This is a genomic window from Cyanobium sp. ULC065 (genome assembly GCF_977927515.1).
The window spans coordinates 2098105-2122978 of sequence record NZ_OZ376393.1 but is presented as its reverse complement, the minus strand read 5'-3'; the positions used below and the strand labels follow the sequence as shown (position 1 = coordinate 2122978).

The 24874-nt window shown below is 67.4% G+C and carries 25 protein-coding genes and 1 tRNA gene; 10 read left to right on the top strand and 16 right to left on the bottom strand.

Annotated features, from left to right (window positions below):
* The first annotated feature begins 39 nt into the window (after window positions 1-39).
* Window positions 40-609, top strand: coding sequence for a HupE/UreJ family protein (locus tag ACXMDP_RS10475; RefSeq protein WP_259730342.1), 570 nt, complete (start codon window positions 40-42; stop codon window positions 607-609).
* Window position 610: 1 nt separating this feature from the next.
* Window positions 611-1792 (top strand): cobalamin biosynthesis protein CobW, encoded by a 1182-nt coding sequence (cobW, locus tag ACXMDP_RS10470; protein ID WP_457766854.1) that lies wholly within the window; start codon window positions 611-613, stop codon window positions 1790-1792.
* A gap of 141 nt (window positions 1793-1933) precedes the next feature.
* On the opposite strand, the gene ACXMDP_RS10465 is transcribed toward cobW, so the two are convergent.
* A complete protein-coding gene (locus ACXMDP_RS10465; RefSeq protein WP_255100871.1) occupies window positions 1934-2305 on the bottom strand; it encodes a hypothetical protein in 372 nt (123 codons plus the stop codon).
* Between the two features lie 94 nt (window positions 2306-2399).
* On the opposite strand from ACXMDP_RS10465, the gene purS reads away from it, so the two are divergent.
* The gene (purS, locus tag ACXMDP_RS10460; protein WP_094512874.1) at window positions 2400-2672 is read left to right on the top strand and encodes a phosphoribosylformylglycinamidine synthase subunit PurS; all 273 of its coding nucleotides are present in this window, start codon (window positions 2400-2402) and stop codon (window positions 2670-2672) included.
* Window positions 2669-3322: a phosphoribosylformylglycinamidine synthase subunit PurQ gene (gene purQ, locus ACXMDP_RS10455; protein ID WP_259730344.1), complete on the top strand. Its 654-nt coding sequence runs from the start codon at window positions 2669-2671 to the stop codon at window positions 3320-3322. The genes purS and purQ overlap by 4 nt, the downstream gene beginning before the upstream one ends.
* Before the next feature lie 26 nt (window positions 3323-3348).
* Here the strand turns inward: purQ and ACXMDP_RS10450 are convergent, their stop codons facing one another.
* Entirely contained in the window at window positions 3349-3951 is a 603-nt protein-coding gene (locus tag ACXMDP_RS10450) for a peroxiredoxin (RefSeq protein WP_259730345.1), read from the bottom strand.
* Between the two features lie 407 nt (window positions 3952-4358).
* On the opposite strand from ACXMDP_RS10450, the gene ACXMDP_RS10445 reads away from it, so the two are divergent.
* The gene (locus ACXMDP_RS10445) at window positions 4359-4637 is read left to right on the top strand and encodes a hypothetical protein (protein WP_144037006.1); all 279 of its coding nucleotides are present in this window, start codon (window positions 4359-4361) and stop codon (window positions 4635-4637) included.
* A 416-nt stretch (window positions 4638-5053) separates the two neighbouring features.
* Here the strand turns inward: ACXMDP_RS10445 and ACXMDP_RS10440 are convergent.
* The 6 genes from ACXMDP_RS10440 to psb32 form a co-directional block, all read right to left on the bottom strand.
* Window positions 5054-5127, bottom strand: a tRNA-Met gene (locus ACXMDP_RS10440).
* 49 nt (window positions 5128-5176) lie between these two features.
* A complete protein-coding gene (locus ACXMDP_RS10435) occupies window positions 5177-6229 on the bottom strand; it encodes a M23 family metallopeptidase (RefSeq protein WP_259730346.1) in 1053 nt (350 codons plus the stop codon).
* 142 nt (window positions 6230-6371) lie between these two features.
* Window positions 6372-6869 (bottom strand): tRNA (cytidine(34)-2'-O)-methyltransferase, encoded by a 498-nt coding sequence (locus tag ACXMDP_RS10430; RefSeq protein WP_094512869.1) that lies wholly within the window; start codon window positions 6867-6869, stop codon window positions 6372-6374.
* Window positions 6870-6872: 3 nt separating this feature from the next.
* The gene (gene cobU, locus ACXMDP_RS10425) at window positions 6873-7427 is read right to left on the bottom strand and encodes a bifunctional adenosylcobinamide kinase/adenosylcobinamide-phosphate guanylyltransferase (RefSeq protein ID WP_259730347.1); all 555 of its coding nucleotides are present in this window, start codon (window positions 7425-7427) and stop codon (window positions 6873-6875) included.
* Window positions 7414-8556 (bottom strand): proton extrusion protein PcxA, encoded by a 1143-nt coding sequence (gene pxcA, locus ACXMDP_RS10420; protein WP_259730348.1) that lies wholly within the window; start codon window positions 8554-8556, stop codon window positions 7414-7416. The genes cobU and pxcA overlap by 14 nt, the downstream gene beginning before the upstream one ends.
* 6 nt (window positions 8557-8562) lie before the next feature.
* The gene (gene psb32, locus ACXMDP_RS10415; protein ID WP_311134150.1) at window positions 8563-9231 is read right to left on the bottom strand and encodes a photosystem II repair protein Psb32; all 669 of its coding nucleotides are present in this window, start codon (window positions 9229-9231) and stop codon (window positions 8563-8565) included.
* Window positions 9232-9329: 98 nt separating this feature from the next.
* Between psb32 and ACXMDP_RS10410 the strand changes: the two genes are divergently transcribed.
* Entirely contained in the window at window positions 9330-9992 is a 663-nt protein-coding gene (locus ACXMDP_RS10410) for a cofactor assembly of complex C subunit B (RefSeq protein WP_259730349.1), read from the top strand.
* Here the strand turns inward: ACXMDP_RS10410 and lptC are convergent.
* Window positions 9934-11082 (bottom strand): LPS export ABC transporter periplasmic protein LptC, encoded by a 1149-nt coding sequence (lptC, locus tag ACXMDP_RS10405; protein ID WP_259730350.1) that lies wholly within the window; start codon window positions 11080-11082, stop codon window positions 9934-9936. The two genes, ACXMDP_RS10410 and lptC, sit on opposite strands and share 59 nt — an antisense overlap.
* Window positions 11079-12665, bottom strand: coding sequence for a methionine--tRNA ligase (metG, locus tag ACXMDP_RS10400; RefSeq protein ID WP_259730351.1), 1587 nt, complete (start codon window positions 12663-12665; stop codon window positions 11079-11081). Before metG ends, lptC begins: the two co-directional genes overlap by 4 nt.
* 201 nt (window positions 12666-12866) lie before the next feature.
* Between metG and ACXMDP_RS10395 the strand changes: the two genes are divergently transcribed.
* Window positions 12867-14675, top strand: a complete 1809-nt coding sequence (locus ACXMDP_RS10395; RefSeq protein ID WP_259730352.1) for an FAD-dependent oxidoreductase — start codon at window positions 12867-12869, stop codon at window positions 14673-14675.
* Window positions 14676-14706: 31 nt separating this feature from the next.
* On the opposite strand, the gene ACXMDP_RS10390 is transcribed toward ACXMDP_RS10395, so the two are convergent.
* The 3 genes from ACXMDP_RS10390 to rpmG all read right to left on the bottom strand — a co-directional run bounded on the left by ACXMDP_RS10390 (window position 14707) and on the right by rpmG (window position 17273).
* Window positions 14707-16773: a ribonuclease catalytic domain-containing protein gene (locus ACXMDP_RS10390; protein ID WP_259730353.1), complete on the bottom strand. Its 2067-nt coding sequence runs from the start codon at window positions 16771-16773 to the stop codon at window positions 14707-14709.
* Window positions 16774-16780: 7 nt separating this feature from the next.
* Complete coding sequence (gene rpsR / locus ACXMDP_RS10385; protein ID WP_094512863.1) at window positions 16781-17002, bottom strand: 30S ribosomal protein S18; 222 nt, start codon at window positions 17000-17002, stop codon at window positions 16781-16783.
* A 76-nt stretch (window positions 17003-17078) separates the two neighbouring features.
* On the bottom strand, window positions 17079-17273 hold the full coding sequence (rpmG, locus tag ACXMDP_RS10380) for a 50S ribosomal protein L33 (RefSeq protein ID WP_094512862.1): 195 nt from the start codon (window positions 17271-17273) through the stop codon (window positions 17079-17081).
* 109 nt (window positions 17274-17382) lie between these two features.
* Between rpmG and pheT the strand changes: the two genes are divergently transcribed.
* A complete protein-coding gene (pheT, locus tag ACXMDP_RS10375; protein ID WP_259730354.1) occupies window positions 17383-19881 on the top strand; it encodes a phenylalanine--tRNA ligase subunit beta in 2499 nt (832 codons plus the stop codon).
* A 22-nt stretch (window positions 19882-19903) separates the two neighbouring features.
* Here pheT and rlmD read toward each other — a convergent pair whose 3' ends face one another.
* Window positions 19904-21292 (bottom strand): 23S rRNA (uracil(1939)-C(5))-methyltransferase RlmD, encoded by a 1389-nt coding sequence (gene rlmD, locus ACXMDP_RS10370; RefSeq protein WP_259730355.1) that lies wholly within the window; start codon window positions 21290-21292, stop codon window positions 19904-19906.
* 135 nt (window positions 21293-21427) lie between these two features.
* On the opposite strand from rlmD, the gene apcD reads away from it, so the two are divergent.
* A complete protein-coding gene (apcD, locus tag ACXMDP_RS10365) occupies window positions 21428-21922 on the top strand; it encodes an allophycocyanin subunit alpha-B (RefSeq protein WP_259730356.1) in 495 nt (164 codons plus the stop codon).
* Window positions 21923-22091: 169 nt separating this feature from the next.
* Here the strand turns inward: apcD and ACXMDP_RS10360 are convergent, their stop codons facing one another.
* Window positions 22092-22379 (bottom strand): hypothetical protein, encoded by a 288-nt coding sequence (locus tag ACXMDP_RS10360; RefSeq protein WP_457766853.1) that lies wholly within the window; start codon window positions 22377-22379, stop codon window positions 22092-22094.
* 974 nt (window positions 22380-23353) lie between these two features.
* On the opposite strand from ACXMDP_RS10360, the gene ACXMDP_RS10355 reads away from it, so the two are divergent.
* Window positions 23354-23497 (top strand): hypothetical protein, encoded by a 144-nt coding sequence (locus ACXMDP_RS10355; protein WP_259730358.1) that lies wholly within the window; start codon window positions 23354-23356, stop codon window positions 23495-23497.
* Window positions 23498-23748: 251 nt separating this feature from the next.
* Here the strand turns inward: ACXMDP_RS10355 and ACXMDP_RS10350 are convergent, their stop codons facing one another.
* Window positions 23749-24816, bottom strand: a complete 1068-nt coding sequence (locus tag ACXMDP_RS10350; RefSeq protein WP_259730359.1) for a J domain-containing protein — start codon at window positions 24814-24816, stop codon at window positions 23749-23751.
* Window positions 24817-24874 lie beyond the last annotated feature (58 nt).

The following is a 24874-nucleotide window of genomic DNA, read 5'->3' as shown; positions in this document are numbered from 1 at the left end:
CTGTATTCTGGCGCCCTGCAGCTCGCGCCACTCCTGGTCGTGCCGCTGCTGCTCGTGCCACTGCTGGCCACCCCCGCAGCTGCCCACCACCTGATGGAAACCTTCGCCCTGAAGGAGGGCCCGCTGGCGGGCCTGCTCAGTGGCATCGGCCATCCGCTGCTGGGTCCGGATCACCTGCTGTTCCTGCTGGCGCTCGGCCTGGTGGGCCTGGTGCAGCGCCTGCGATGGGTGCTCGCTCTGCTTGCCGTGGGGCTTACGGCCACCGGCCTTGGCCTGATGCTGCCCGCCCTGCCTGGCGCCGAAGCGCTGGTGGCGCTGTCGCTGGTGGTGGTGGGGCTGGTAGTGATCCAACGGTTGCCTGTCTGGACCCTGCTACCCGCTTTCGCCCTGCACGGCTATGTGCTCAGTGATGCCGTGAGCGGCTGGCAGCCCGCCTCCGTGGTTTGGTATCTGCTGGGCCTGCTGATCAGCCAGGGCGCCCTGCTGTGGCTGGCGCTCACGTTGGTGCAGCGCTGGCGCGCGGGCCTCGCTCCGGCGCGGTTGATGCTGGCGGCCGGCGTGCTGATCGGCGTGGGCTCCACGTTCGCCTGGTCCGCGTTGGTGCCCTGAGATGACACCCTCCATGCAACGGCGTCTCCCCGTCACCGTGGTGACGGGCTTCCTCGGCGCGGGCAAAACCACCTTGCTGCGCCATCTGCTCACCACCAGCGGCCTGCGCCTGGCGGTCCTGGTGAATGAATTCGGCGAAGTGGGCATCGACGGTGACCTGCTGCGCAGCTGCGGCTTCTGCCCGGAGGAGGAGCTTGATGGCCGGCTGGTGGAGCTCGCCAACGGCTGCCTCTGCTGCACCGTCCAGGACGATTTTCTGCCGACGATGCAGAAGCTGCTGGCGTCCGCAGATCGTCTTGACGGCATCGTGGTGGAAACCAGCGGCCTGGCGCTGCCCGAGCCCCTGGTGCAGGCCTTCCAGTGGCCCGACATCCGCACCCGCACCCGCGTCAACGGCGTGGTGACGGTGGTGGATGGTGAAGCGCTGGCCGGCGGCAGTGTGGTGGCCGACCCCGCCGCGCTTGAGCGGCAGCGGGCTGCCGACCCCAGCCTTGATCATCTCTCCGACCTGGAGGAGCTGTTCGACGACCAGTTGCGAGCGGCTGATCTGGTGCTGGTGAGCCGCGGCGACCGCCTCACGCCTGCAGAGCTGGACCGGGTGCGCGGGCGCCTTCAGGCCTCCTGCCGCCCCGGCGCCCAGGTGTTGCCAATGCAGCGCGGTCAGGTGCCGCCCGAGCTGCTGCTGGGCCTGGATCGCCCAGCCGTCGCGCCGGCTCCTGGCCCCCATGGCGAGGCCTCCCACGATCACGATCACGACCACCATCACGATCACGGTCATCACGACCACGAGCATCACGACCACACCCACGTGCCCATGCAATCGGTGGCGATTCAGCTCGCTGGCTCCTTCGATCGTGAGGCCCTTGAAGCCACGCTCCTGGAGCAGATCCAGCACCAGGCCCTGCTGCGCCTCAAGGGCTGGCTGATTCAGCCCGGCAAACGACGGCCTCTTCAGATCCAGGCGGTTGGTCCGCGGCTCGATTGCTGGTACGAGGACCACGACGCACAGAGGGCAGCCACCGCAGGCCCGATAGCCCCCGCACCCAGGGAGATTGGCTCCCCTGCCAGCCCCCACGAGGGTCGGCTTGAGCTGGTGGCGCTCGGGCTGCGTGTCGAGCGCAGCTTGCTGCTGCAGGCGATCGAAGGCACCCGACGCAGGCAGGTCAGCGCCAGCCGCGTCTGAGCAGGCTCGCAGCCAAGCTCAGGCGGCCTGCCTGCGATCCATTCGATGGCGGCTTGTCTGTGATCCATTCACAGCCTTCCCAGGTGTGCCATCCACTTCCACCCGACCAAATCTTCCAGCCGACCAAATCCGATGGTCGGTTCAGTCCAGGGGGATGTCCCCCTGGGCGCAGATGCCGTCCCAGCAGAGGGCCTGATCCTCGCTCCAGCGGGCCTTCACCGTCTCCCAGCTGCCGGCTGGTCGCTGCATCTCCACCACACCCTTGCCGTCGTGGCGGAAGCTCAGCTGTGTGTTGTCGAAGCGCAACCTCCAGCGCTCACCCACCGCTTCCACCGTCATCACGCAGGGAAGCCAGGGGCCATCGGCCAGCCGGCAGCGCAGGGGCACCCGCTGCACCTGTGCCAGGGCCGGAGCAAGCAGAGCGGTGCCTGCCATCGCGATCAACACTGCCACCATCCCCGCCCGGGCCAGCCGGGCTCCCAGGCAGGGTTGGCTGGCGCCTGTCGCTTGCATCGCTTCCAACGCCCACCTCTGTTTTGACCATGCTTCGGCGCTGGTCCCGAGGGGGAGGCAAGCTGCCAAGATTTAACAAACGACATCCCTGCCGGTGCCCCGCTTTCAAGCCCGTGTGCTGGTCTCCCTGAGACCATCGGTTCTCGATCCGGCAGGAGAAGCCACCAGAGCCGCCGCCCAGCGGCTCGGTGTCGATGGCATCACGCGTCTGCGCATTGGCAAGGCGATGGAGGTGGAACTCGATGCGCCGGATCTCGACGCCGCGCGCAGCACGATCGAGCGGCTCAGCGATCGCCTGCTGGCCAATCCGGTGATCGAGAACTGGTGCCTCGAGCAGCTCAAGCCCGTGGAGGGCGCCGGGTCATGACGATCGGAGTGGTGGTGTTTCCCGGTTCGAACTGCGACCGGGATGTGCGCTGGGCGGCGGAAGGATGCCTCGGCATTCCCACCCGCTTCCTCTGGCACGAGGAGTCGAGCCTGGAGGGCATCGATGCGGTGGTGCTGCCCGGCGGGTTCAGCTATGGCGACTATCTCCGTTGCGGCGCCATTGCCCATGTCTCGCCGCTGTTGAGCGAAGTGGCCAGCTTCGCGGCGCGTGGCGGCCCGGTGCTGGGCATCTGCAACGGCTTCCAGGTGCTCACAGAAATGGGCCTGCTGCCCGGAGCGCTCACGCGCAACCGCCAGCTGCACTTTCTCTGTGAAGCGGCTCCGCTCACGGTGCACCCGGGCGCCTCTCAGTGGCTGCGCCACTACAGCGAAGGTGAGCAGATCAGCCTGCCGATCGCCCACGGCGAAGGTTGCTTCCAGGCCGACGCTGACACGCTGGCGGAGCTGGAGTGGGAAGGCCGGGTGGTGCTGCGTTACGCCGCCAACCCCAACGGTTCGGTGGGGAATGTCGCCGGCCTCTGCAACGCCCAAGGCAACGTGCTGGGTCTGATGCCCCACCCGGAGCGGGCCTGCGACCCGATCACCGGCGGCACCGACGGCACCCGCCTGCTGGCCTCGCTGCTGGGCTGACCGCCAAGGCGGTGGCAGGGGGTAGCTCAGCCGTGGGCGGCGAAGTACTCCTTGCTGCCGACCGGGTCGGGCTTCATGGTCGCAGCGCCCGGCATCCAGTTGGCGGGGCACACCTCGCCAGGGTGCCCCTGCACGTGCTGGAAGGCCTTGAGCACGCGCAGGGTTTCTTCCACGCTGCGGCCCACCGAGAGATTGTTGATGGTGGCGTGCTGCACGATGCCGTCCGGATCGATCAGGAACAGGCCCCGCAGCGCCACACCGACCTCCTCGTCGAGCACGCCGTAGGCGCGGGCGATCTCCTTCCTGAGATCGGCCACCAGCGGATAGGCGATTTCGCCGACACCACCGTCCTGGCGCGAGGTCTGGATCCAGGCCAGGTGGCTGTACTGGCTGTCGACTGAGACGCCCAGCACCTCAGCGCCAAGTGCGGCGAACTCTGCGTGCCGATCGCTGAAGGCTGTCACCTCCGTGGGGCAGACGAAGGTGAAATCGAGCGGATAGAAAAACAGCACCACATACCGGCCGCGGTACTGCGACAGCTGGATTTCGCTGAAGTCCTGCTCCACCACGGCGGTGGCGGTGAAGTCGGGCGCCTGCTGACCCACGCGCAGGGAGGCGTTGATCGTCATGGCGGAGAGATGCTCAGGGACGGGAAGGTTGGGGAGGCTATGGCCGCCGGCGACAGCATCACGCCGGAAGCCGGAGATTGCAGCTGCGAAAGGAGGTGTGCCGCGGTGTTCCTGCCGTCTCTATCACTGTATCCAGCGCTGTCTGTGTGCAGCGGCCGTGGCACGGATCAGTGGCGCTCGCTGCCGATCAGCAGGGGCCTCAGCCAGACGGATCAGGGCAGCCCTTGCCGGCCAAGCGCAGCGGGTCAAGAACTTTTGTCATAAAACACTGGCTGCATGCCTGAATGGGGTTGTTGGCGCGGTAGGCAGGTGAGGTGGCAGGCTGCTTCGTCAGCTCCTGTCCGCAGCACCGAACGCCAGCCTGGAGCGCACCCGGTTTCGGTGGTCCTTTTCTTTTGCCTGCCCTGATGTCCTGGGATCCCGTCCTGCTTCGCAAGTACAACGCCACCGGGCATTTCCGTCTGCTCAGCCAGCTGCGCAGCGAAATCGTCTCCCACCCGATTCAGCGTCCCCAGGCCGATGGCAGCCCGGCACGCCGTGGCCGTGGTTCCTCATCCTCCTCAAGGCGCTCCGGTGCCCGTGGTGGCGCCAGCGAGGCTGCGAACACCACCTCGGATTACGGAGCCGCTTCAGCCAATTCCGCCCCCAGCTTTCGTGAGCGCCTGAACGCCATCGAAATGCGCTGAGATCACGAGGCGATGCGGGATGGTGACTCAGATAGCGAGAGCCTGAATCAGAAAGCGAGACGCTGAGTCAGAAAGCGGCAGGTTGATTCAGGAAGCGAGAGAGACGATCACGTTCACCCCGCATGGAACCCACCCAACATTGACCCCCCGCGGATTGAACGCACCCCACATTCAACCCACCGCGGATGGAACCAACCCCGGATGGAATCCACCCCGTTTTCATGCGGACCCAACTTGAGTGCTGGCTGATTCGCACGCCCCGGCACGCAGCGCCGGGATTGAGTCATTGGCCGAGCCGCGCAGAGCGCTCAGCTGAGCTCGCCAGCTTCAGGCGCCAACAAAGTCTCGCCAACTTAATGGCAAAGAATTGAAGTGCCACCGGATCCACCACTGGGTTGGATCGATTTTCAGGGCAATGGCTCGGGGGAGACTTGAACTCCCGACCTTGGGGTTATGAATCCCACGCTCTAACCAGCTGAGCTACCGAGCCCTGTGTGGAGAGCTTAAACGACGGCCCGACGCCTCCCGTGCAGCGCGTCTCAGGCGCGGCCGGGGAGGAATTCCAGGGGATTCACGGCACCACGGCCGGGGGGATGGATCTCGAAGTGAAGGTGAGGCCCGGTGCTGCGGCCGGTGCTTCCCATCGAGCTGATCACGGTGCCCTGGCCCACTATCTGGCCGACTCTCACCATCAGGCGGCTGTTGTGGGCGTAGAGCGACTTGCTGCCGTCGCTGTGCTGGATTTCCACCAGGTAGCCGTAGCCGCCGTCATGCCAGCCGGCAAAGACCACCTGGCCGGAGCGGGCGGCCATGATCGGCGTGCCGACGTTGTTGGCGATGTCGACGCCTTTGTGCATGCGCCCCCAGCGCCAGCCGAAGCCGGAGCTGAACACTCCCCTGGTGGGCCAGATCCAGGTGGTGTCGCCCTGGGTGGGGCCTTGCTCCACCTCTGGACGGCCACCGAAGGAGGGGAGATCCGGCCAGCTGAGGCCGCCGCTGCCCACGGGATTAAGCCCGAGCACCATCCGGGTGCGGCCGGGTGCGGAACGGGCCAGGCGCACCTGGGTACCGGCCACGAGCCGGGCGGCCTCTAGGCCGGGGTTCAGCCGCAGCAGCTCCTGAATCGTGAGGTTGTAGCGCTTGGCGAGCTTCATCAGGCTGTCGCCAAAGCGCACCACTCCGGTGGATTCCAGGGGTGGCAGCTCGGAGAGCGGGGCGGAGCGCCGGATCTGCTCGGGATCGAGGGCGGCCACGCTGCGGGCCCGGTTTGTGTCCCGTACAGGGATCACCAGCCAGTCGCCCTGGCTGAACCTGTGGTCTTCGGTCACATCATTCATGCGGGCCAGGGGCGTTTCCTGGATGCGCAGCTGCTGAGCGAGCTCATCCAGGGTGACCTCTGCGCGCACCTGGATCCACACCCTGTCGCTGGCCTTGGGGAGCGAGGCGAGCTGCTGGACCGCTTTGGGTTCGGCCGTCAGCCCCAGAGCATCCCCGAAGCCGGCAGACAGCTCATCAACCCCGCTGGAGCGGGAGTCGGCGATGCCAGGGATGGCCGCAGCAGCCACCAGAGAGAGAACCGGGAGGGCTCCCATCAGAGGCAGGATCAGTTGCGAAGGCTTCATGCAAATTCACCCATTGGACAAAACCCGGTGGAGAAGCCGCCACCCCCCGGGTCGCGCCGACAGTAGCGGCCTGAACTCCTTTAGACAACCTGAAGGCTGGAGCGAACGGGGTTCAAGCGTCCCTGGCGGTGCTGGAGATCCCTGTCCCCAACTGGCGAATGGCCTCAAACAACACCACGGCGGCGGCCACGGAGAGGTTGAGGCTGCGCACCCCACCACCGCTGCGCACCGAGCCCGGCATCGGCACGGTGAGCCGGGCATCGGCGGCGGCCAGCACATCCGGCGGCAGGCCGCTCGATTCACGCCCATGCAGCAGCCAGTCGTCGTCTCGGAAGGCGAAGGAGGTGTAGGGCTGGTCCACCTGGCTGCTGAAGGCCACCAGGCGCCCACCGCACCTGCGGCGGTGCTGCTCGAAGCTCACCAGGTTGGCGTGGCGGTGCAGCTGTACCCAGGGCCAATAGTCCAGGCCCGCCCGCTTCAGCTGCCGGTCATCGATCTGGAATCCCAGCGGTTCGATCAGGTGAAGCTCGCAGCCGGTGGCCGCACAGGTGCGCGCCACATTGCCGGTGTTCGGTGGGATTTCCGGCTCAAACAGCACCACGCGCGGCATGGCTCAGAGCTCCGGCACCGGCCTGCTCAGCCGCAGCAGATCGATCGCCCGCCCGTGCACCACCAGCCAGGCCTCGTTGCAGCGGGGCAGCAGCTCTTGCTGCAGCGCCCCGAGCCGATCCCGGAAGCGCCCGCCGATCGCCGTGGGGGGCACCACACCCCAGCCAGTCTCCTCAGACACGATCAGCGCGGCGGCGCGGCAACGCTGCAACGCCAACAGCAGATGCTGCTGTTCCTGCTCCCAGGCGCCTGTGTCCAGTTCGAGGTGGTGCGCCAGCCAGGTCCCGAGCGAGTCGATCAGCAGCAGTCGCTCAGCGGGCGCCTGCTCCAGCGCGGCGCTGAGCTGCCCTTCCACCTCCCAGGTGGGCCAGTCGGCCGGCCGGCGGCGGCGGTGCAGGGCCAGCCGCTCGCTCCAGCTGGCATCGCCCTCGAGGCGGGGGCCGGTGGCGATGTAGGTGACCGGCCGGCCCGAACGCAGGGCCAGGTGCTCGGCCCAGCGGCTCTTGCCGCTCCGGCTCGGACCGGTCACCAGGGTGAGCATGGCGTCAGCCCCCGCCATTCATGTTGCGCAGCGTGGCCACAGAAGATGGGGACACACGGTTGAGATAGCGGAAAATCCAATACTTGAAGATCGTGGCCAGAATCACCGGGAAGGTGGCGATGAAGAGCATCACGAAGTTCTCTCTCACCGGTAGTCCCAGGTGGGTGGCTACACCATCCAGCAACACAGTCCAGCCTTCCGGGCTGTGAAATCCCACGAAGATGTCGGTAAAAAGAATGATTGCAAAGGCCTTGGCACTGTCGCTCAGGCCATACACTTGTTCGTCCAGAAAGCCGCGCAGCACCCGGATGTCCTCACGGGCCAGCAGGCAGACCAGCCCGAAACTGAGAAGCCCGAAGGCATCGGACAGCACGTTCTTGATCGCCAGGGTGCTCTGACCATCCGCTTCTTCCTTCAGTTCGGCGGCGCGGCTGGCCAGGGCCTTGTGCATCGCTGCCGGATCGGGGAGGTCTTCACCCTTGAGCAGGGCATCGAATTCCAGCTCCGCTTTGTATACACGCAGCTTCTCCACAGCTGCCTCTTCAAGCTGCGGCTTGGGGTAACTGAGGAAGGGCAGGTCAGGCGCGAAGCGGTCGACCAGCGGCGAAATGACAAAGGTGCGACTGGCCTGCTGCATCAGCAGCGGTACCAGCACCAGCAGCAGCAGGATGCGCAGCGACACCAGTGTGGAATCGCGGCGCCGGCGAAAGCCAGCCACCACAGTGGCCTCCGCCTGGGGGTCCAGCTGCCGTTGCACCTTCTCCATCAACCCCATCAGGCTGCGGGGCAACAACTCCGGTGAACGGGTGAGGGTGGAGAGTGGCTTGCGGTTGGAGTAGCGCCCTTCGACTGCTTCAATCAGCTGGAACTGCCGCAGCTCCTGGGGATCGAGTTCGTGGCGGCGGGGCTGGAGTTCCTCCACCACCTGCCGGCACAGCTCCAGTGAACTGCGAAACCGCCGCATCATCTGCGCCTGCACCGACGCCGGCATGCTCAGCTCAAGCTCCGGCCGCACAGGGCGGTCGTTGAAGTATTCGAGCTCGATGTTCTGGATCAGCAGGGCGGCCTCATAGGCGCGCTCCAGATTGCTACGCAGATCCTTGGTGCGGGCCTTCCCGAAGGTTCCCATCCAGTCGGTCAGACCCATGGGTGCTCAGCGGGAGAAAACCCACCAGGTGAGCATCGGCACCACCGTGCCCACCACCAGCAGCACGACGATCCAGGTGAAACCATTGCTGGAGGCCGTTTCCTCCTGGGTGGGGATGTTCGACTCCACCGGCACGATCACCTGCTCCAGCGGAGGGCCAGGGTCTTCGCCTCCTGCCAGCACGGCCGTGATGCGATCGAGGGCATCGAGTGAGGCCTGGCGGTAGCGAGATCCCAGCCGCATTGGAATCGCCATGGTGCGATCGGCGGTGTTGCGCAGCAGGGATTCAGGAAGCTGGTCCAGCAGGGTATCGCTGGCCACCACGGCGGCGGTGTTCGTCTGCGAATCGATCAGCAGGATCAGCTGGGAGGAGTCGTCGCTGGAGGCGGTGGCCCAGCGGTCGAGCAATTGCTGGCCGAGGGTCTCGAGATCAAGGCCGTAGTCGAGGCGCTGCACCGTGACCAGGCGGGCTTCGATGTGATCGGCCTGCAGCTCCTTGAGCCGGCGTTCCAGCTCCACCGCCGTGGCCCTGCTGAACAGCTCAGCGGGATCGATCAGGTGCTGCTGGGGCAGAGCGGGATAGGCGCTGGCTCCGACGGCCCAGGCCGCCGCTACGGGCAGGAACTGGAGCAGCAACACGGTGATGGCAGCCAGTAGACGCAGCGGCAGACGCAAAGACCGGGCCTCACGGTTGTGATCGTCAGTCTGCCGCCCGCAGGCCCTGCTGTCGCGCCCTGATGTGTCAGCGTTCGTACTCCAATCGCCAGAACCCCATGGCCGGTCTTCCGCCGCCGGCACGGCTCTGCCTGGCTGCCGGAGTGCTCGGCCTGCTGCTCTGCCTGCTCAACCAGCTCACGGCACCCGACCTTTCTCCCGCTCTGGAGCGGGCAGCCGTGCTCGCCAGCCTGATGGCGGTGGGCCTGATGCTGGTGGCCGTGCTCTGGACACGGGCCCTGCCGGCGGCACCGGAGCGGGTGGAGTTGCCCGGGCCCCAGGGGATTGAACTTGATGAGGCCCTCCCGCCCCTGGCCCGGCAGGAACTCGCCTGGGGCAGCCACATGCTGCTCACCGCCACGCCCGCCGCCAGCGTGCTGCTGTTCTGGCAGGGCCGGGTGGTTCTGCGCCGCGGGGTGCTGGCTGAAGAGCCTTTCCTCCCGGGCGCAATCTGCGAGCGGGCCCGACGGACGGAGCGCTGCGTGTCGCTGGTGGACCTGCGCCTTTATCCCGGCCGCCAGGAGTTCACCGGCCTGCCGCTGGGCACGCCGGCCGTGATCGTGCAACCCATCGGTGCGGTGGGCTGGCTGCTGGTCGCAGGCTGGTCGCCACGTTGCTTCAGCCGCGCCGATGAACTGTGGGTGGAGGGCTGGGCCCGCAAGCTCAGAACGACACTGGAGGACGCTTCCGCGCCGGGCCCGGCGCCCGTGGCGGCACCGTGAGCTCGGTGAACACCCGCGCCCCCGGACTGACGAACTCAACGGTGCCGTCTTTGCCCACCTGGCCGCTGAGCGCCTCGCTGCGGGTGATCTGCCGGTTCGCCTCGCGTTCCAGCCGCACGGCCCCCTGGGCCTGAACCTCTTTCGAGGTCCAGTTCCACCGGCAGACGTTGGCCTTCAACCACTCGCCTGGTTGGCGCACATCGCAGCCGGCGGGGATGAAGGCCGTGGTGTCCGCCAGATTCGCTTCCAGTGCCTTGCCGCGCACCGTGAGCTGATCGAAGCGGCCCGTGAAGGGTTCGGCGCTGGAAATCCATTGCTTCTCCAGGTTCCAGCGGGTTCGCCCAGCGGCGATCTCCGTCTTGGCGGCGGGATCGAGGAACTGCACCGGCGCGATCCCGTCGAACACCTGCTCGCGCGTGTTGCCCTCCAGCGCTGATGCGGTGAGGCGCTGGGCGGGCTTGCCGGGCTGCTGCCTCAGCGCCAGCACCGGCCCGGCCGCCTTCAGATTGCCGCTCGGCGGATACCAGTCGGCTTCGCGGGTGAGCAGGTTGAGGCCCGGCTGGAGCAGACGGGGAGATCCGCGCAGTTCCAGCTTGTCTTCGGCGATCAGGAAACGGGCGCGCTCCGCCGTCAGGCGGGTGGAGCGGTCGGTGGCGACGGGCCTCCCGCTGATCTCAATCAGGGAGCGGGCTGGCGTCCAGCGGACGCGATCGCCCGTGATCGTGGCGCCCTGGGGGCCGATCACCACGATGCTCACCTTCCCCTCCAGCTGGATCACCTCGCCGTCGTTGATCACGGTGCCGCTGCCGGCCTGGATGCGGTAGCGCGGCTTGCCGGCCGCATAGATCACACCGCGCGGTTGCCTGGCGGTGGCCACGCGGCGCTGCAGGTCGTAGCGGGCTTCAGGGCTGGTCAGCTCCCAGCTGGGTCGCCCCTTGGCATCCTGCTGGCGGAGGTTGAGGGCGCGGAACACGAACGGCTGCGGTTTGGCCGGCGTTCTGGTGCTGCGCGCACAACCGAACAACGGCACCCCAAGCAGCAGCACCAGCAGCAGAAGGCCGTTGCGGCGTGTGGAGCGGGAAGCGATCAAAGCGCTTCCTCCAGCTCAAGGCGGGCCATCACCGGCGCCGGCTCAGGCAGGGGTGTGCCCGCCACTAAGCCACCCCAGCGCAGCCGTTCGCTCCATGGCGGATTGGCGGGGTCGCCGGCGGGGGCCGGCTCAGGCGCACCGCTGAGCACGGGGGCCTGCGCCAGCTGGACCAGCATGCGCCCGGCCAGATCCGGCAGCAATGGGGCGATCAGCAGGGCCACGATCCGGGCAGCCTCGAGCACGGCGTAGAGATCATCCGCCACCTGCTCCACCCCCTCCTGCCGTTTCATGCGACTCCAGGGGGCCTGCTCGTTGAGGTAGCCGTTGGCGGCCACCGCCAGCTGCAGCGCCGCCTCCGCCCCCGCGCGGAAATCAAGCCGTTCCAGTGCCGCCGTCACCCGCTGCGTGGCCTCCGCGCTGGCCAGGGCCAGCGGATGCTGATCGGTGACGGCGCTGCTCACCGGCGGCACAGCCTCGGCGAACCAGCGACGCGCCATGGAGGAGGTGCGGTTGAGCAGGTTGCCGATCGTGTTGGCCAGGTCGTTGTTGACCAGGTCGGTGAAGCGCTGCTGCTGAAAGTCGCCGTCGTCGCCGAAGCCGATGTCCCGCAGCAGATACCAGCGCACTGCATCGGGCCCACAGCGCTCCAGCAAGGTGGCGGGATCCAGCACGTTGCCCAGCGACTTGCCCATCTTCTGCCCTTCACGGGTGAGAAAGCCGTGGCCGAACACCCGCTCGGGCAGCGGCAGGCCAGCCGACAGCAGCATCGCTGGCCAGTAGACGGCATGAAAACGCAGGATGTCCTTGCCGATCACATGCACCGACGCCGGCCAGCCCCGCTGGCTGAGGAGATCGAGATCGGGGGCATCACCCGGCTCCAGCAGGGCGGTGAGGTAGCCCAGCAGCGCATCGAACCACACATAGAACGTCTGCGGTTCATGGCCCGGCACCGGCAGCCCCCAGGGCACGTTCAGGCGGGAGATCGAGAAATCGCGCAGGCCCTGCTGCACGAAGTTCTCCACCTCCTTCTGCCGGCCGGGCGGGGCGATGAAGCCAGGACGGCGGATCAGCTCCTCGATCGGCTGCTGGTAGCGCGAGAGCCGGAAGAAGAGATTGGTTTCATCGCGCCACTCAAGCGGGCGGTGGTGAATGCTGCAGTTGGGTGAATCGGCACTGGCGGCCTCGTCCTTGAATTCCTCGCAGGCCACGCAGTACCAGCCCTGCTGGCGGCCCTCCACCACGTCGCCGGCGGCCTCGACCCGCCTGAAGAACTGATCCACGAGTTGGCGATGGCGTGGATCAGTGGTGCGGATGAAGCGGTCGTTGCTGATCTCCCACGCCTGCCACAGCTCTCTGTACTGGGCGCTGACGCGGTCGCAGTGGGCCTGGGGGGTGAGCCCGGCCTGCTCGGCGGTGCGTTGGATCTTCAGGCCGTGCTCGTCGCAGCCGGTGATGAAGATCACCCGTTCCCCCTGGAGGCGCTGGAAGCGGGCCAGGGCGTCACAGGCCAGGGTCGTGTAAGCGCTGCCGAGGTGCGGCTTGTCGTTGACGTAGTAAAGGGGGGTGGTGAGCGTGTAGGTCATTCGGCGGGGATCAAGGGCTCGCTGGCCCGCCAAAGCGGCCCTGCGCCGGCGACGGATCCTACCGAGAGTCTCTTGGCGCCGGCCTTTCCGCCAGCGGTGCCTCAGCACTTTCGGGCACTCTGACAACCTTTCCCCACCAGCCGCCCTGCCGCCGATGGCCTTGCTTCTGTGTGACCGCCTCCCGCTGCCCGGTTGCCGCTGATGGGCGCCGCAACGGAACAAGCCCAGGTGGTGGTCTGGGGCGGTGGCAGCGGCGGCGTGGCAGCGGCGCTGCAGGCGGCCCGCGCCGGCGCCGACACCCTGCTGCTCACCCCCGGCGGCTGGCTGGGGGGAATGGTGAGCGCTGCAGGGGTCTGCGCGCCCGACGGCAATGAGCTCACCCCCTGGCAGACCGGTCTCTGGGGGGCGCTGCTGCGGGCCTTGCAGCAGGCGGAAGCCGAAGGGCTCGATCACAACTGGGTGAGCTGCTTCGGTTGGCGGCCGGCCACGGCCGAACGGATCCTGCGCGGCTGGGTGGCGGCAGAACCGCGCCTGCGCTGGTGGCCGTGCTGCACGCTGCGCGGCGTACGGCGCCAGGGACGGCGGGTCACCGCCGTGGAGATCGAGCGGGAGCACGAGCCCCAGTCGATCGCTCTGGAGGTGCTGATCGATGGCAGCGACCGAGGCGATCTGCTGCCCCTGGCGGAGGTGCCGTTCCGCTGCGGCTGGGAACCCCGCGAACAGTGGGGAGAACCCAGCGCTCCGCCACAGCAACAGCTGGAGACCGACGCCTTCTTCCAACGGCAGCCGGTGCAGTCGCCCACCTGGGTGGTGCTGGGCCAGCTCGGGCAGGGCCCCTGCCCCTCCGGCCGGCCGCCGGCCCCACCCTTCGCGGGCTCCACCGAGGCCCACGGCCTGCTGCGCACGCTCACCTATGGGCGCCTGCCGGGCGGGCTGGTGATGCTGAACTGGCCCTTGCACGGCAACGACTGGCACGACGGCCTGGAGCGGGCCTTCAGCGCCGATCCGCAGCAGCAGCAGGCGCTGCAGGCGGAGATGCGCGCCCACAGCCTCGCGTTTGCTGCGGCCCTGGGCGAAGCCAGTGACGGCTGGATAAAGACGGCGGCGGTGTTCCCGGAGGCGGCGGCAGCGGCGGCCCTGCAGGGCTCCTCGGCCTTGGCGTTGATGCCCTACTGGCGCGAGGGCCGGCGCCTGCACGGTCTGGCCACTGTCACTGAAGGGGATCTGTTGCCCCAGGCCTGCGCAGGCGGCACAGCCGAGGCACGCCTGGCCCCGCTGGCCACCGGCCCAGACGGGACGATCAGCTCCATTGCCGTGGGCAATTACCCCAACGATCACCACTACCCCGGCCCTGACTGGCCCCTGGCCCCGAAGAGCTGCCGTTGGGGCGGACGCTGGAGCGGCACCCCCTTCACGATTCCCTATGGCGCACTGGTGTGCGCCGACCTCGACAACCTGCTGGCCGCCGACAAGTCCTTCAGCACCAGCCACATGGCCAACGGTGCCACCCGGCTGCAGCCGCTGATCCTCAACATCGGCCAGGCGGCGGGAGCGGCGGCAGCGTTGTGCGTGGCCCACGCACTGCTGACGGCCGAGCTGCCGGTGCGCCAACTGCAGGAGGCTCTGATCAACGACCCGCAGGCGCCTGCCGGGCCGCTACCGCTCTGGGACACCCCCTGGCATCACCCCGAGTGGCGCCTGCGCCAGCACGCGGCGCTGGCCGCGCCCGAGCGCCTGTCGCCGGGCGGCGAGCTGCTTGGCGCCGCGCCAACGGATCCCGGTGTTGCCCCAGCGGAGCCCCACGAACGCCTGTTCCAGGGCAGCCTGCAGAGCGATGGCAACGGCGGCTTTCTTCTCGACACCGGCGAGCGCCCCTGGCCTGTGATCACGCTCGAACCCGGTCTGCACCACTGGCTGGCCGCTGTTGAGCTACCTCGCACGGTGCAGCTGATCGGCTGCGCCAATCCCTGGGGGCCCTGGCTGCGGGTGTCAAGGCTCGTCGCAGACTGACGCCTGCGCTTGGCCATCGCCTGAGGCCGCCTCAGCGCGCCTCGAGGCGCAGCAGATCCGACAGCGAATCCACCATCTGCACGTGCACGGTGAGGGTGGTGCCAGGTTCGGCGGCGGCGGGGCAGCGGGCAGCCACGTCCAGCGCCAGCGCTTCGAGATGCACGAGGCCCAGCCGGTCCTGCTCCCGCAGCCAGCGCAGGAACACCCCCTCCAGGCGTTCCTGGGGGTGCTGCTCAAACCACACCTGCTGCCAGTGGCGCTGGTCTTCGCGGCTGATCTGCACCCCCTCCCGCAGCGGCGGATCGAGTTGATCGAGCAGGGCGCCGAGGTCGGTTCCATCAAGGGGCGGCTGGTGCTGCTGATGGGCCGCCAGCTGGCGTTGCACCACCAGATCGGCGTAGCGACGGATTGGTGAGGTGGCCTGCACGTAGGCGCTCAGCCCGAGGCTGAAGTGATGGCAGGGCTGCACACCGGTGACACCCCGGGTGAGGCAGCGGCGCAGGGCCATGTGTCGCACCGGACCAGGGGGCAGGGCCTCCAGCTGGGCAGCGGGCGGCAGCTCGGCGCTGGGCTGGCCCCGGTAAGGAAGGGCCAGACCCTCGCTCACGCCATAGGCGGCGATCACGGCGCCGTTGAGGATCATCGCTTCGGCCACCAGCGCCCGGGCCGGGCTCGGGTCGGTGATCTCCACGCTTGTCTGGCCGTCCACCGCGCGGATGCGGCCCTCCGGTTGCTCCATCTGCAGGGCACCCTGGGCCACACGCCAGCGGCGACGGCGCTCCAGCAGGGCGTCGATGCTGGCCAGATCCGGTTCTTCCTTTGGAGCCAGTTCGATCAGGGCATCGCCGTCGGCGTAGGAGAGGCGATAGGTGGGCAGCACCCAGCTGCGCACAATCTCCACGTCAGCCACTGCACCTTCGTCATCCAGCTCGATCGCGGTGCTCCAGGCGGCACAACGGTGACCCTGGCGCAGGCTGAAGGGGCCGGTGGCCAGAGGAAAGGGAAACATCGGCACCACCCGGTCGGCCAGGTAGAGGCTGGAGGCGCGGCGTCGTGCCTCCAGATCCAGGGGCGACTCCGGTGGCACCAGCCGCCCAGGATCGGCGATGTGCACCCACAGACGCTGACGGCCATCGCCCAGCTGCTCCAGGGAGAGGGCGTCGTCGATCTCCAGGGTGTCGGGATCGTCGAGGGTGTAGGTGCGCAGGGTGGTGAGGTCGCGGCGCTGGTCGTCGCCGGGTTGCGGGTCAGCGGCGGCCGCGATCAACCGCTCGGCCTCGGCCAGCAGATCGGGCACGAAGCCCTGTTCCCACACGGTGCGCTGCAGCGAGGGGAGTGCGTGGGGCTCCCACTGGCCCAGATCCACCAGCAGGCGTCGCACCGCCCCCGGCTCCGCACTGCAGTGGGCGCCGTGCAGGGCCTGGCGCAGGGCCACCGGCAACGGCGTGGTGGTATCCCCGCCAGCCAGGGCCAGCAGGTGGTCGAGCTGGGCACGGGCCTGGGCGTCGAGGCTGCTCGGATCGAGCGGCTGACGTTGCTGCAGCAAGGCTTGCCAGCGCTGTTCGCGCAGCCGGCTCAGGCGTTCGAGGTGACGCTCCCGGCGCAGCTGGCGGAGATCCCGCAGCGTGCGGGGCTGAACCGCGCCGTGGCGCCAGCGAAAAAAGTGCTGCTCCTGGTGCTGCAGGACCAACCAGCAGGCGGCTCGAGCCGCCGGTGTGTCGGCAGGGGCCACCAGGGCCACGAGCTCCTCCAGTGGCATGGCCGCAGGAGGTGCGCCATGGGAAGAAGCCGCACCGGCGGCAGGCGACACCGGCTCACTGAGCAGCAGCCAAGCTGCACCGAGATCACGGCTGGAGGGCCGCTGCTGTTGCAGCAGCTCCGCTGTGAGCCCCCAGGGGGGGGCGACCATAGAGGCGGGCGGGTTGAAGGTGCCTGGCAACGACACCAGGGGATCAAGCTCACGCAACGGCACCTGTTGGCGTCTGGCCTCAAAGCCGACCCGCAGGGCCGCTTTGCTGCCGGACAGGGTGTCGATGATGGCAAGCTCAGGCCCCCTGGAGCCGTTCAGACCGACCAGGTCGCCGGGCTGAAACGCCAAGGCGAACTCAGCCCTCGGGGTTCACGAAGGGAAGCAGCGCCAGGATGCGGGCGCGCTTCACGGAATTGGTGAGGTCGCGTTGCTGCTGGGCGGTGAGCCCGGTGAGCCGGCGGGGCAGGATCTTGCCGCGTTCGGTGATGAACTTCTTGAGCAGATCGACGTCTTTGTAGTCGATCGGATCGCCGGGTTTGATCGGCGAAAGACGCTTCTTGAAGAAGGAGCTGGACATGGGGAAGGGCAGAAAGGAAGAAGACGTGGGGAGAAGAAAAGCTGTGGGGCTGGCGGTCATCACCGCCAGCCCTCACTCACTTGATCTCCTTGTGGTTCGTGCTCTTGTTGCAGTGAGGGCAGAACTTCTTCAATTCGAGCCGTTCGGTGGTGTTGCGGCGGTTCTTCTGGGTGGTGTAACGAGACACACCAGGAGACCGCTTGGCGGGGTTGGACCGGCATTCGGTGCACTCAAGAGTGATCACGAGCCGGACGCCCTTGTTCTTTGCCATGGAAGGACGTGCGCCGCTGAAGCGAGGCGAGCTGACAGCTGAATAACATACTCTCCGGCCTGCACCGGGCCGGTCATTAGGATCTTGGCGACTGGACGCCGTGGATTCGATGCAGGTCTCGCTCCAATGGCTGCGGGAGCTGGTGGCCTGCTCCATGCCCGCCGCTGAACTGGCCGAACGTCTATCGATGGCCGGCTTTGAAGTCGATGCGATCGAGGATCTTGCTGCCCGCGCCGCCGGCGTGGTGGTGGGCTTCGTGGAGGAGCGCAGCCCCCATCCCAACGCCGACAAACTCAGCGTCTGCCGGGTGCGTTTCTCGGCCGCTCCAGGCGACGACCTGCTGCAGATCGTCTGCGGCGCCCCCAATGTGCGGGCCGGAATCCATGTGCCCGTGGCGTTGGTGGGCGCCCACCTGCCGGCGGTGGATCTCACCATCAAACCCGCCGAACTGCGTGGCGTGGCCAGCAGCGGCATGATCTGCTCGCTGCGGGAGCTGGGACTGCCCGAAAGCAGCGATGGCATCGCCGTGCTCGACGATTTGCTCAGCGACGTGCCGCCCCTGGGCACCCCGGTGGGACCCAGCCTCGGTCTTGACGATCAGGTGCTGGAGCTGGCGATCACCGCCAACCGCCCCGATGGTCTTTCGATGCAGGGCATCGCCCGCGAGGTGGCGGCCCTCACCGGCGCAGCGCTCACGCTCACAGCGCCTGCTCCGCAGGTCTCCGCTGTGCCGTTGCCGGTGGCGGCTGCTGACGCCGCCGCGATCGAAGCCGGTGGGCTTTACAGCCTCACGGCCATCACCGGCGTGAAGGTCGGGCCTTCGCCGGACTGGCTGCAGCAGCGCCTGGAGCGGGCCGGCCTGCGGGCGATCAACAACGTGGTCGATGTCACCAATCTGGTGATGCTGGAATTTGGCCAGCCCCTGCATGCCTTCGACAGCGAGCGGCTCGCCCTGCTCGGCCCGGCAGGCTCTGCCAGCGCCGATCCCGGCGCCATCGGCGTGCGTCCGGCCGGCGACGGCGAGGCCTTCGAGGCGCTTGATGGCAGCAGCCATCGCCTCACCCCTGAAGCGCTGCTGATCACCTACGCCAATCAGCCGGTGGCTCTGGCGGGGGTGATCGGTGGTAGCAACGCCTCGGTGCACCCTGGCACCGGCGCCATCTGGCTGGAAGCCGCTGTGTTCGCGCCCCAGGCGGTGCGCCGCAGCGCCCGCAGCGTGGGCCTGCGCACCGATGCCAGCCATCGGTTCGAGAAAGGCCTGCCGCTGGAGGTCACCCTGGCGGCGGCGGATCGTGCCGCTGCCCTGCTGGTGGAGCTGGCCGGCGGCGAGATCCAGGGCCGTTGGCTGCACCAGGCGCCTGTGGATCCCCGCCCACCGCTGGCCTTGCGCCGCGATGCCCTGCACCAGCTGCTGGGTCCCGTGCTCGTCGATGGCGTGGCGGACGACCTGGCCGATGAACGCATCACGGCCACCCTGGAGGCCCTGGGCTGCCAGCTGGAGGACAGCGAGGAGGGCTGGTGGGTCACCGTGCCCCCGTCGCGGGCGATGGATCTGCAGCGGGAGGTGGATCTGATTGAGGAGGTGGCCCGGCTCGTGGGTTACGACCATTTCGCCAGCCATCTGCCGGACCCGATCTGCCCTGGCGGCCTTGAGCCTGCCCAGAAGGCAGAGCGTCTGTTGCGCCGTGCCCTTTGCGCCGCCGGACTGCAGGAATGCTGCTCGCTGTCGCTCGGGCCGGCCCAGGCCCCGGTGAGCAGGGGCATTGGGCTGACGACGGCAGAGCGGGTGGCGCTGGCCAATCCGCTGCTTGCGGAATACGGCCACCTGCGTGATTCGCTGATCGACGACCTGCTGCTGGCGGCACGCCGCAACCTGCAGGCCTCACAGCCAGGCTTCTGGGCCTTCGAGATCGGCCATGTGTTCCGTGCCAACGGCGATGCCGCCGACACCGATGCGATCAGCGAGGCGAAGCTGGCGGGGGTGATCTGCGGGGAACGGCGCTCCGAGCTATGGAGCAGCGCCGGCAAGCCCCGGCCGTTGGGGTACTACGAAGCGCGGGGTGTCCTGCAGCAAGCTCTCGGCCAGTTGTCGCTGTCCTGCGACGACCGCCCCCTGCAGGGCCATGCGCTGCTGCACCCGGGCCGGGCGGCGGAGCTGGTGCTCGAAGGCCGCGCTGTGGGCTGGTTTGCACAACTGCACCCGGCCCAGGCCGAAGCCCTCGACCTGCCGGAAGCCACCCATCTGTTTGAGCTCTCGCTGGAGCCGCTGCTGCGCGCGGCCACCCGCAGCAACCGCTGGCAGCCCAGCTTCAGCCCCTATCCCACCGTTCCCGCCTCCGAACGCGACCTGGCTGTGGTGATCCCTGCCAGCGTTACGGCTGCCCAGCTGCTCACGGTGATGCGCAAGGCCGGCCGGCCGTTGCTGGAGTCGGCGGAACTGATCGACCGCTATGCCGGCAGCCAGGTGGCGGAGGGAGCCGCCAGCCAGGCCTTCCGCCTGCGCTACCGCGATGCGCGCCGCACCCTCACCGAAGCGGAGGTGGAGCAGGCCCACGCGGCGGTGCGCCAGGCCGTCGAGAAGCAGTTCGACGCCCAGCTGCGAGCCTGACCCCCAGCAGCGGGCCTGACGCTCAGCTGGCGGTCAGCACCGCCAGCGCCTCCACGTGGCTGGTCTGGGGGAAGAAGTCGACGGGTTGCACGCTCTGCAGCGTCAGCCCCCCGTCCTGTGTGAGGCCAGCCAGGTCGCGGGCAAGCGTGGCGGGGTTACAGCTGAGGTAGGCGACCCGTCGGGGCGGGCAGGCACGGATCACGGCCGTGACCTGCTCGGGAAGGCCTTTGCGCGGTGGATCGAGCAGCAGCCCATCCGCCTCCGGCAGCAGCTCCACCAGCGCAGTGGCCACGTCGGCGCTCTCCACCGACAACCCATTGAGACCGTTGAGCGCCGCATTGAGCCGGGCCTGCTCAACGCTGGGCAGGTGCAGTTCCAGCCCCCGCACGCTTGCCCCGGCGGCCGCCAGAGGCAAGCCGAAGGTGCCGATGCCGCAGTAGGCCTCCACCAGCGTGCGTCCGGCGCGTGGTTCAAGCGCGTCCAGCAGCAGCGGCACCAGCCGCTCGGCCTGGGGGGTGTGCACCTGAAAGAAGGTGTCCGGCGCGATGCGCAGCTCGTGCCCGCAGAAGCGCTCGCTCAGCCAGCCCCGGCCGGCGATCACCTCGGTGCGCGGACCCATCAAGGTGTTGGTGGGCAGGGGCTGGAGGTTCAGGCACACGCCCACCAGTTCAGGCCAGCGCTCCATCCAGTCGTCTGCGCGTTCGCTCAGCCCGGGCAGCTGGCTGTGGCTGCTGATCAGGGTCACCAGCACCTCGCCGCTGTGATGCCCGACGCGCAGGCCCAGATGGCGAAGACCACCGCCTTCGCTCAGGTCCGCGTCCACGGGCCAGCCGCTGGCTTCCAGCTCCTGCTTCAGTGGCGCGATCAGCGAGTCGATGCGCGCATCGAGCACCGGACAGCGGTTCATATTGACGATCTTGTGGCTGCCGCTGCGGTAGAAGCCGGCTCTCAGGGTGCCGTCGGGCCCGCGCTCCAGCGGAATCACGGCCCGGTTGCGATAGGCAAGCGGCTCAGCCGCCGCCAGGATCGGCTGCACCGCCAGGGAAAAGCCACCGATCCGCTGCAGGGCCTGCTGGACCAGATCCTGTTTCCAGCGGGCTTGGGCCTCATCGACGAGATGCTGGACGCTGCAGCCGCCGCAGCGCTCGGCAAGGATGCAGGGAGGACGCCGGCGCTCTGCCGCCGTGTTGTGCCGCTCGATCAGCTCCGCCACCACGTGGCCTTTGGCCTGGTAAGTCACGCGGGCCGTCACCGCCTCACCGGGCAGGGCCTGTGGCACAAACACCACCACGCCCCGCTCGCCGCCCCCTTCCGTGGCCGCGCCCCAGCGACCGACACCCTCGCCGAGGTGGTTCAACCCGGTGATGCTCAGCTCCAGTGCCGTGCCGGTGGGGGGCAAGAGTGGGGCCATCCAAAGACCTGCGACACAACGAGCAGCCCCTGACCCTAAAGGCCCCCCCGGATGCAAAGGGCCGTTACACAAAGGCGCTTCCGGCCATCGCGAGGAACTCTTCTCGGTAAGATCGGCCCCAGCGTGGTGCTTTCGATGAGCGTCGTCAGGGACCTGATCCTGCAAGCCGATGATCAGTTGCGCTACCCCAGCGGCGGTGAATTGCGCTCCATGGCGGAGTTCCTCTCCGGCGGAAACCAGCGCATTCGTGTCGCCCGCGTGCTCACGGAAAACGAGAAAAAGATCGTCAATGAGGCGGCGCGGCAGCTGTTTCTGCGCAAGCCCGAGTACGTGGCCCAGGGTGGCAATGCCTACGGCCAGCGCCAACGGGCCCAGTGCCTGCGCGATTTCAGCTGGTACCTCCGCCTGGTCACCTACGGCGTGCTTGCCGGCAGCACCGAAAAGATCCAGGACATCGGCCTGATCGGTGCCCGCGAGATGTACAACAGCCTCGGGGTGCCCATGGCGGGCATGGTCGAAAGCATGCGCACACTCAAAGAGGCGTCACTGGCGCTGCTTGCTACCGAGGATGCCGTCATGGCTGGCCCCTACTTCGACTTCCTGATCCAGGGGATGCAGACGCCCGGCTGATCTGCCTGCCCCGTCGGATCTGATCGTGTCTGGTCTGGCTTGATCTTCTGCTATTGAGCCAGCATCCCAGCTTGCGTTGAGGTGTTTATTGGTCTCGTCTGCTTCGGTGGCTCCACCCTCATCGACAGGTGAAGGCCCTTCTCAAGCCCTCTGACATCTAGGCAACTGTTCAGCAGGCTGCGCACACCTCTGACAGGGAGTGCAGCGTCAGCACTTGCCCTGGGGTGTGATCAAAGCTGAGGTCTTCCAGGGAACTGGGCAGCACGATTTGAAGGCTCATCCCAGCTGCAGGGATCGGATCCAGGCAACCGGCCTCGAACTGGGACGACCTCACCGCAACCAAGGCGCCCAGCCTTTGGCTCGCACCGTTGTCAAGGTTCCAGTTGCCGGGCTCGTCCTCTTGAACGGCTGCCGAGAAGAAAAGCGCAGTGCAGAACAGAAGCGCCGTGCCTGCCATCCATGTGCCGAATCTGGCCAAGGAGGATCGCCATTGCCTCTGTCCTGCAAGAGGGAATGAATCCATTGGCTTCTGCGCTGCGACCAGTCGTGGAGTCGTTTCTTCTCCACTATCTCATGCTGGACCTGTAGTAGGTCTAGAGCTGGTTCTGTCGTGAGGCACATGAGATCCAATGAAAGCCACAGCAGGATCGCCCCAAGCAGCGGTTAAGAGAACGATCGAGCCTCGCCTCATGGATCGGTGAGGCGAGGCAAGGGCGTCATTTCCGGCTGTGTCTCGCACATCGGGAATCTTTCAGGTGCGCAGAAGAGGTTCGATAGGAACAACTCACCCAGAAGTTCCCTCATCGCGCAGGCTTTGTCGGCAGTCACCTCGTCATGGCTTAGCTGCGTTGTTTCCTGGGTCGCCTGGCGCTGGACGCCCGGTGTTCGCCGAAGGCAGCACTCTCCCAGCTGTCTCATGCACGACCAGTAGCGGGTCCAGTGCTGAGTCTTGTCTGCGCTGCCTGAAAACCAGATTTTCCTGCAATTCCACCTGTGCAGACCGACCTTTTCCCCTCTGAGCCTGCAGAGATGGTCAGCCCGGTGATGGGGCTGGCTGGAGTTGCTTCCTGTTCATCTGTGCCGCCTTGGATGTTCAGTGCTGATCGCCGTCGACCGTGACCCACACAACCCCCGGCTCTCTGCAAGCCTGGCGGATCCTGAGCTGGTCCAGCCAGCAACACGGCAGCACATGAAGGTGTCTTCGAACCTGCTGACCCCTTCGCTGCCTGTGGCTTCATGCCACGCCATCGTCATTTTGCTCGCGCTCACTCCGGTGCAGCCCGTCGTAGCTGCGCCTTGGTCAACCCTCTGCGTACCTGTGTCTCACGCAGGTACGCAGCTGGACTTTTGCGCGCAGCTCCCTTGTTCTAATTGGGTTTTCAGGTCCTCCAGATTCCATGCCCACCTACTGGACACCTGCCCTGTTGGCTGGTGGACAAGCCGCTGCAGGACAAAGGTGTCATTGGCGCGGTGATCCGTAGCCAGACGATTGCGGAACTGATGGTCAGTGGTTGCCTCTTCTCGCCAGCGATCCGCCCGGGGCTTTGGCTGGGCACCGAGTGCATGGCGCTCTGATGGTTTTCGATCTGGAGGGTGTTGCGTTTGTGCTGGGACGGTGCGGCAGCATCGTTTTGCGGCTGGGGGTGTTCCCCCTCGGGGGCGGCACAATCGCCACTTTGTGCCGCTCATCTCATGCGGGCCCCGCGATGGGACTATCAATGCGTCTCACCGTGGACAGATGAGGGAAGCCATTCAGGTGGGGGCTGGCAGAGGCCCCCGCCTGAAAGGACCATGAGCCAAGCAGGAGCTCTGGCTGGGCCAGAGGGTCAGCTGGATTTACGGTAAAGCTCCTTGAGCAGTTGGTAGGCCTCATTCAGGCGGCGCATCGTGTCGGCGCTGCCGCCGGAATCGGGGTGGTGCCGTTGGGCCTGCTCCCGATAGGCCTCGCGGATCCGTTTCAACGTGAGCCGTTCGCCGACCTCGAAGGGAATCTCCAGCACCTTGAGGGCTCCCTGCAGCGTCATCGTGTGCTCCAGCGTTTGGAAGGACGTGCCCTGCCGGCGGCGGCGGAAGCGATGCACGAAGCGCCTGATCAAGGTGGGCAGTCGCAGGCTCAACGTGGCCGGGCTGAACGGATCCTCCAGCAATCCGGCGCCCACCATGACCCGCTCGAAGCTGGGCGGGCCAGCCGGCCAGCTCGGAGCACAGCCCACGATCCAGTGTTCCAGCGCCGACCAGGTGAAAGGTCGCCCTTCCGCCTGGTCCGACTGGGGCCAGATCTCCTGGCCCAGCCATACCATCGCCGCTTCCAGCACAGCTTCGTTGGCGGCCGTGCCGTACAGGCCCACCCAGTGGGCTGTGGCGGCAGTGAGGGCGGCGCTCAGATCGTGCTCAGAGATTTCTGGAAAAGGATCATTGGGCCGTGTTGGCGTGCTCGGCTGCGGGTGGAGGCTCTGGCGCAGCCGTGCCGACCGCTGCTGCACGAATCCAGGCAGATCGATGCCACCTCCCATGCCTCGGCTTCCGGAGCCGCCGCTGCCAGTTGCGCCCGTCTCCCGCCCCTTGTGCAGACCCGGCAGTGCTCGAGACTGTTTGCGGGTCTCATCTGAGACCGCTTCTGAGTCTCGTCTCAGGTCTAGCTCGAATTCGGTGAGACCGTCCTCGACGGTGAGCACGAGTTGCGTGCTTTCGGCGCTGGACGCCAGCACCAGAGCTCCCCGTTCGAGCAGCACCTCATGTTCTTGATCGTCGCCGTCGTCCTGTTCCGCCTCCTGGTCGGGGGATTCAGGCAGCAGTAACTCCAGCAGGTGCTCCATGGCCTGCCCGTGGGTGGAGAAGCCCCATTCGCGCTGGAGTTGCTTGAACTGCGCGATCCTTGCGGTCGGCAGCGTCATCGACAGAGTTTTGCGCTCCTTTCGTACCGGCTCAGCCACGTCGGAACCGATGGGAGTG

Bases quoted from the DNA above. Each gene is read 5' to 3' on its own strand.
- cobW (WP_457766854.1), top strand. From the start codon at position 611: ATGACACCCTCCATGCAACGGCGTCTCCCCGTCACCGTGGTGACGGGC.
- ACXMDP_RS10465 (WP_255100871.1), bottom strand. From the start codon at position 2,305: ATGCAAGCGACAGGCGCCAGCCAACCCTGCCTGGGAGCCCGGCTGGCC.
- purQ (WP_259730344.1), top strand. From the start codon at position 2,669: ATGACGATCGGAGTGGTGGTGTTTCCCGGTTCGAACTGCGACCGGGAT.
- ACXMDP_RS10450 (WP_259730345.1), bottom strand. From the start codon at position 3,951: ATGACGATCAACGCCTCCCTGCGCGTGGGTCAGCAGGCGCCCGACTTC.
- ACXMDP_RS10445 (WP_144037006.1), top strand. From the start codon at position 4,359: ATGTCCTGGGATCCCGTCCTGCTTCGCAAGTACAACGCCACCGGGCAT.
- ACXMDP_RS10435 (WP_259730346.1), bottom strand. From the start codon at position 6,229: ATGGGAGCCCTCCCGGTTCTCTCTCTGGTGGCTGCTGCGGCCATCCCT.
- ACXMDP_RS10430 (WP_094512869.1), bottom strand. From the start codon at position 6,869: ATGCCGCGCGTGGTGCTGTTTGAGCCGGAAATCCCACCGAACACCGGC.
- cobU (WP_259730347.1), bottom strand. From the start codon at position 7,427: ATGGCGGGGGCTGACGCCATGCTCACCCTGGTGACCGGTCCGAGCCGG.
- pxcA (WP_259730348.1), bottom strand. From the start codon at position 8,556: ATGGGTCTGACCGACTGGATGGGAACCTTCGGGAAGGCCCGCACCAAG.
- ACXMDP_RS10410 (WP_259730349.1), top strand. From the start codon at position 9,330: ATGGCCGGTCTTCCGCCGCCGGCACGGCTCTGCCTGGCTGCCGGAGTG.
- metG (WP_259730351.1), bottom strand. From the start codon at position 12,665: ATGACCTACACGCTCACCACCCCCCTTTACTACGTCAACGACAAGCCG.
- ACXMDP_RS10395 (WP_259730352.1), top strand. From the start codon at position 12,867: ATGGGCGCCGCAACGGAACAAGCCCAGGTGGTGGTCTGGGGCGGTGGC.
- rpsR (WP_094512863.1), bottom strand. From the start codon at position 17,002: ATGTCCAGCTCCTTCTTCAAGAAGCGTCTTTCGCCGATCAAACCCGGC.
- rpmG (WP_094512862.1), bottom strand. From the start codon at position 17,273: ATGGCAAAGAACAAGGGCGTCCGGCTCGTGATCACTCTTGAGTGCACC.
- pheT (WP_259730354.1), top strand. From the start codon at position 17,383: ATGCAGGTCTCGCTCCAATGGCTGCGGGAGCTGGTGGCCTGCTCCATG.
- rlmD (WP_259730355.1), bottom strand. From the start codon at position 21,292: ATGGCCCCACTCTTGCCCCCCACCGGCACGGCACTGGAGCTGAGCATC.
- apcD (WP_259730356.1), top strand. From the start codon at position 21,428: ATGAGCGTCGTCAGGGACCTGATCCTGCAAGCCGATGATCAGTTGCGC.
- ACXMDP_RS10360 (WP_457766853.1), bottom strand. From the start codon at position 22,379: ATGGCAGGCACGGCGCTTCTGTTCTGCACTGCGCTTTTCTTCTCGGCA.
- ACXMDP_RS10350 (WP_259730359.1), bottom strand. From the start codon at position 24,816: ATGACGCTGCCGACCGCAAGGATCGCGCAGTTCAAGCAACTCCAGCGC.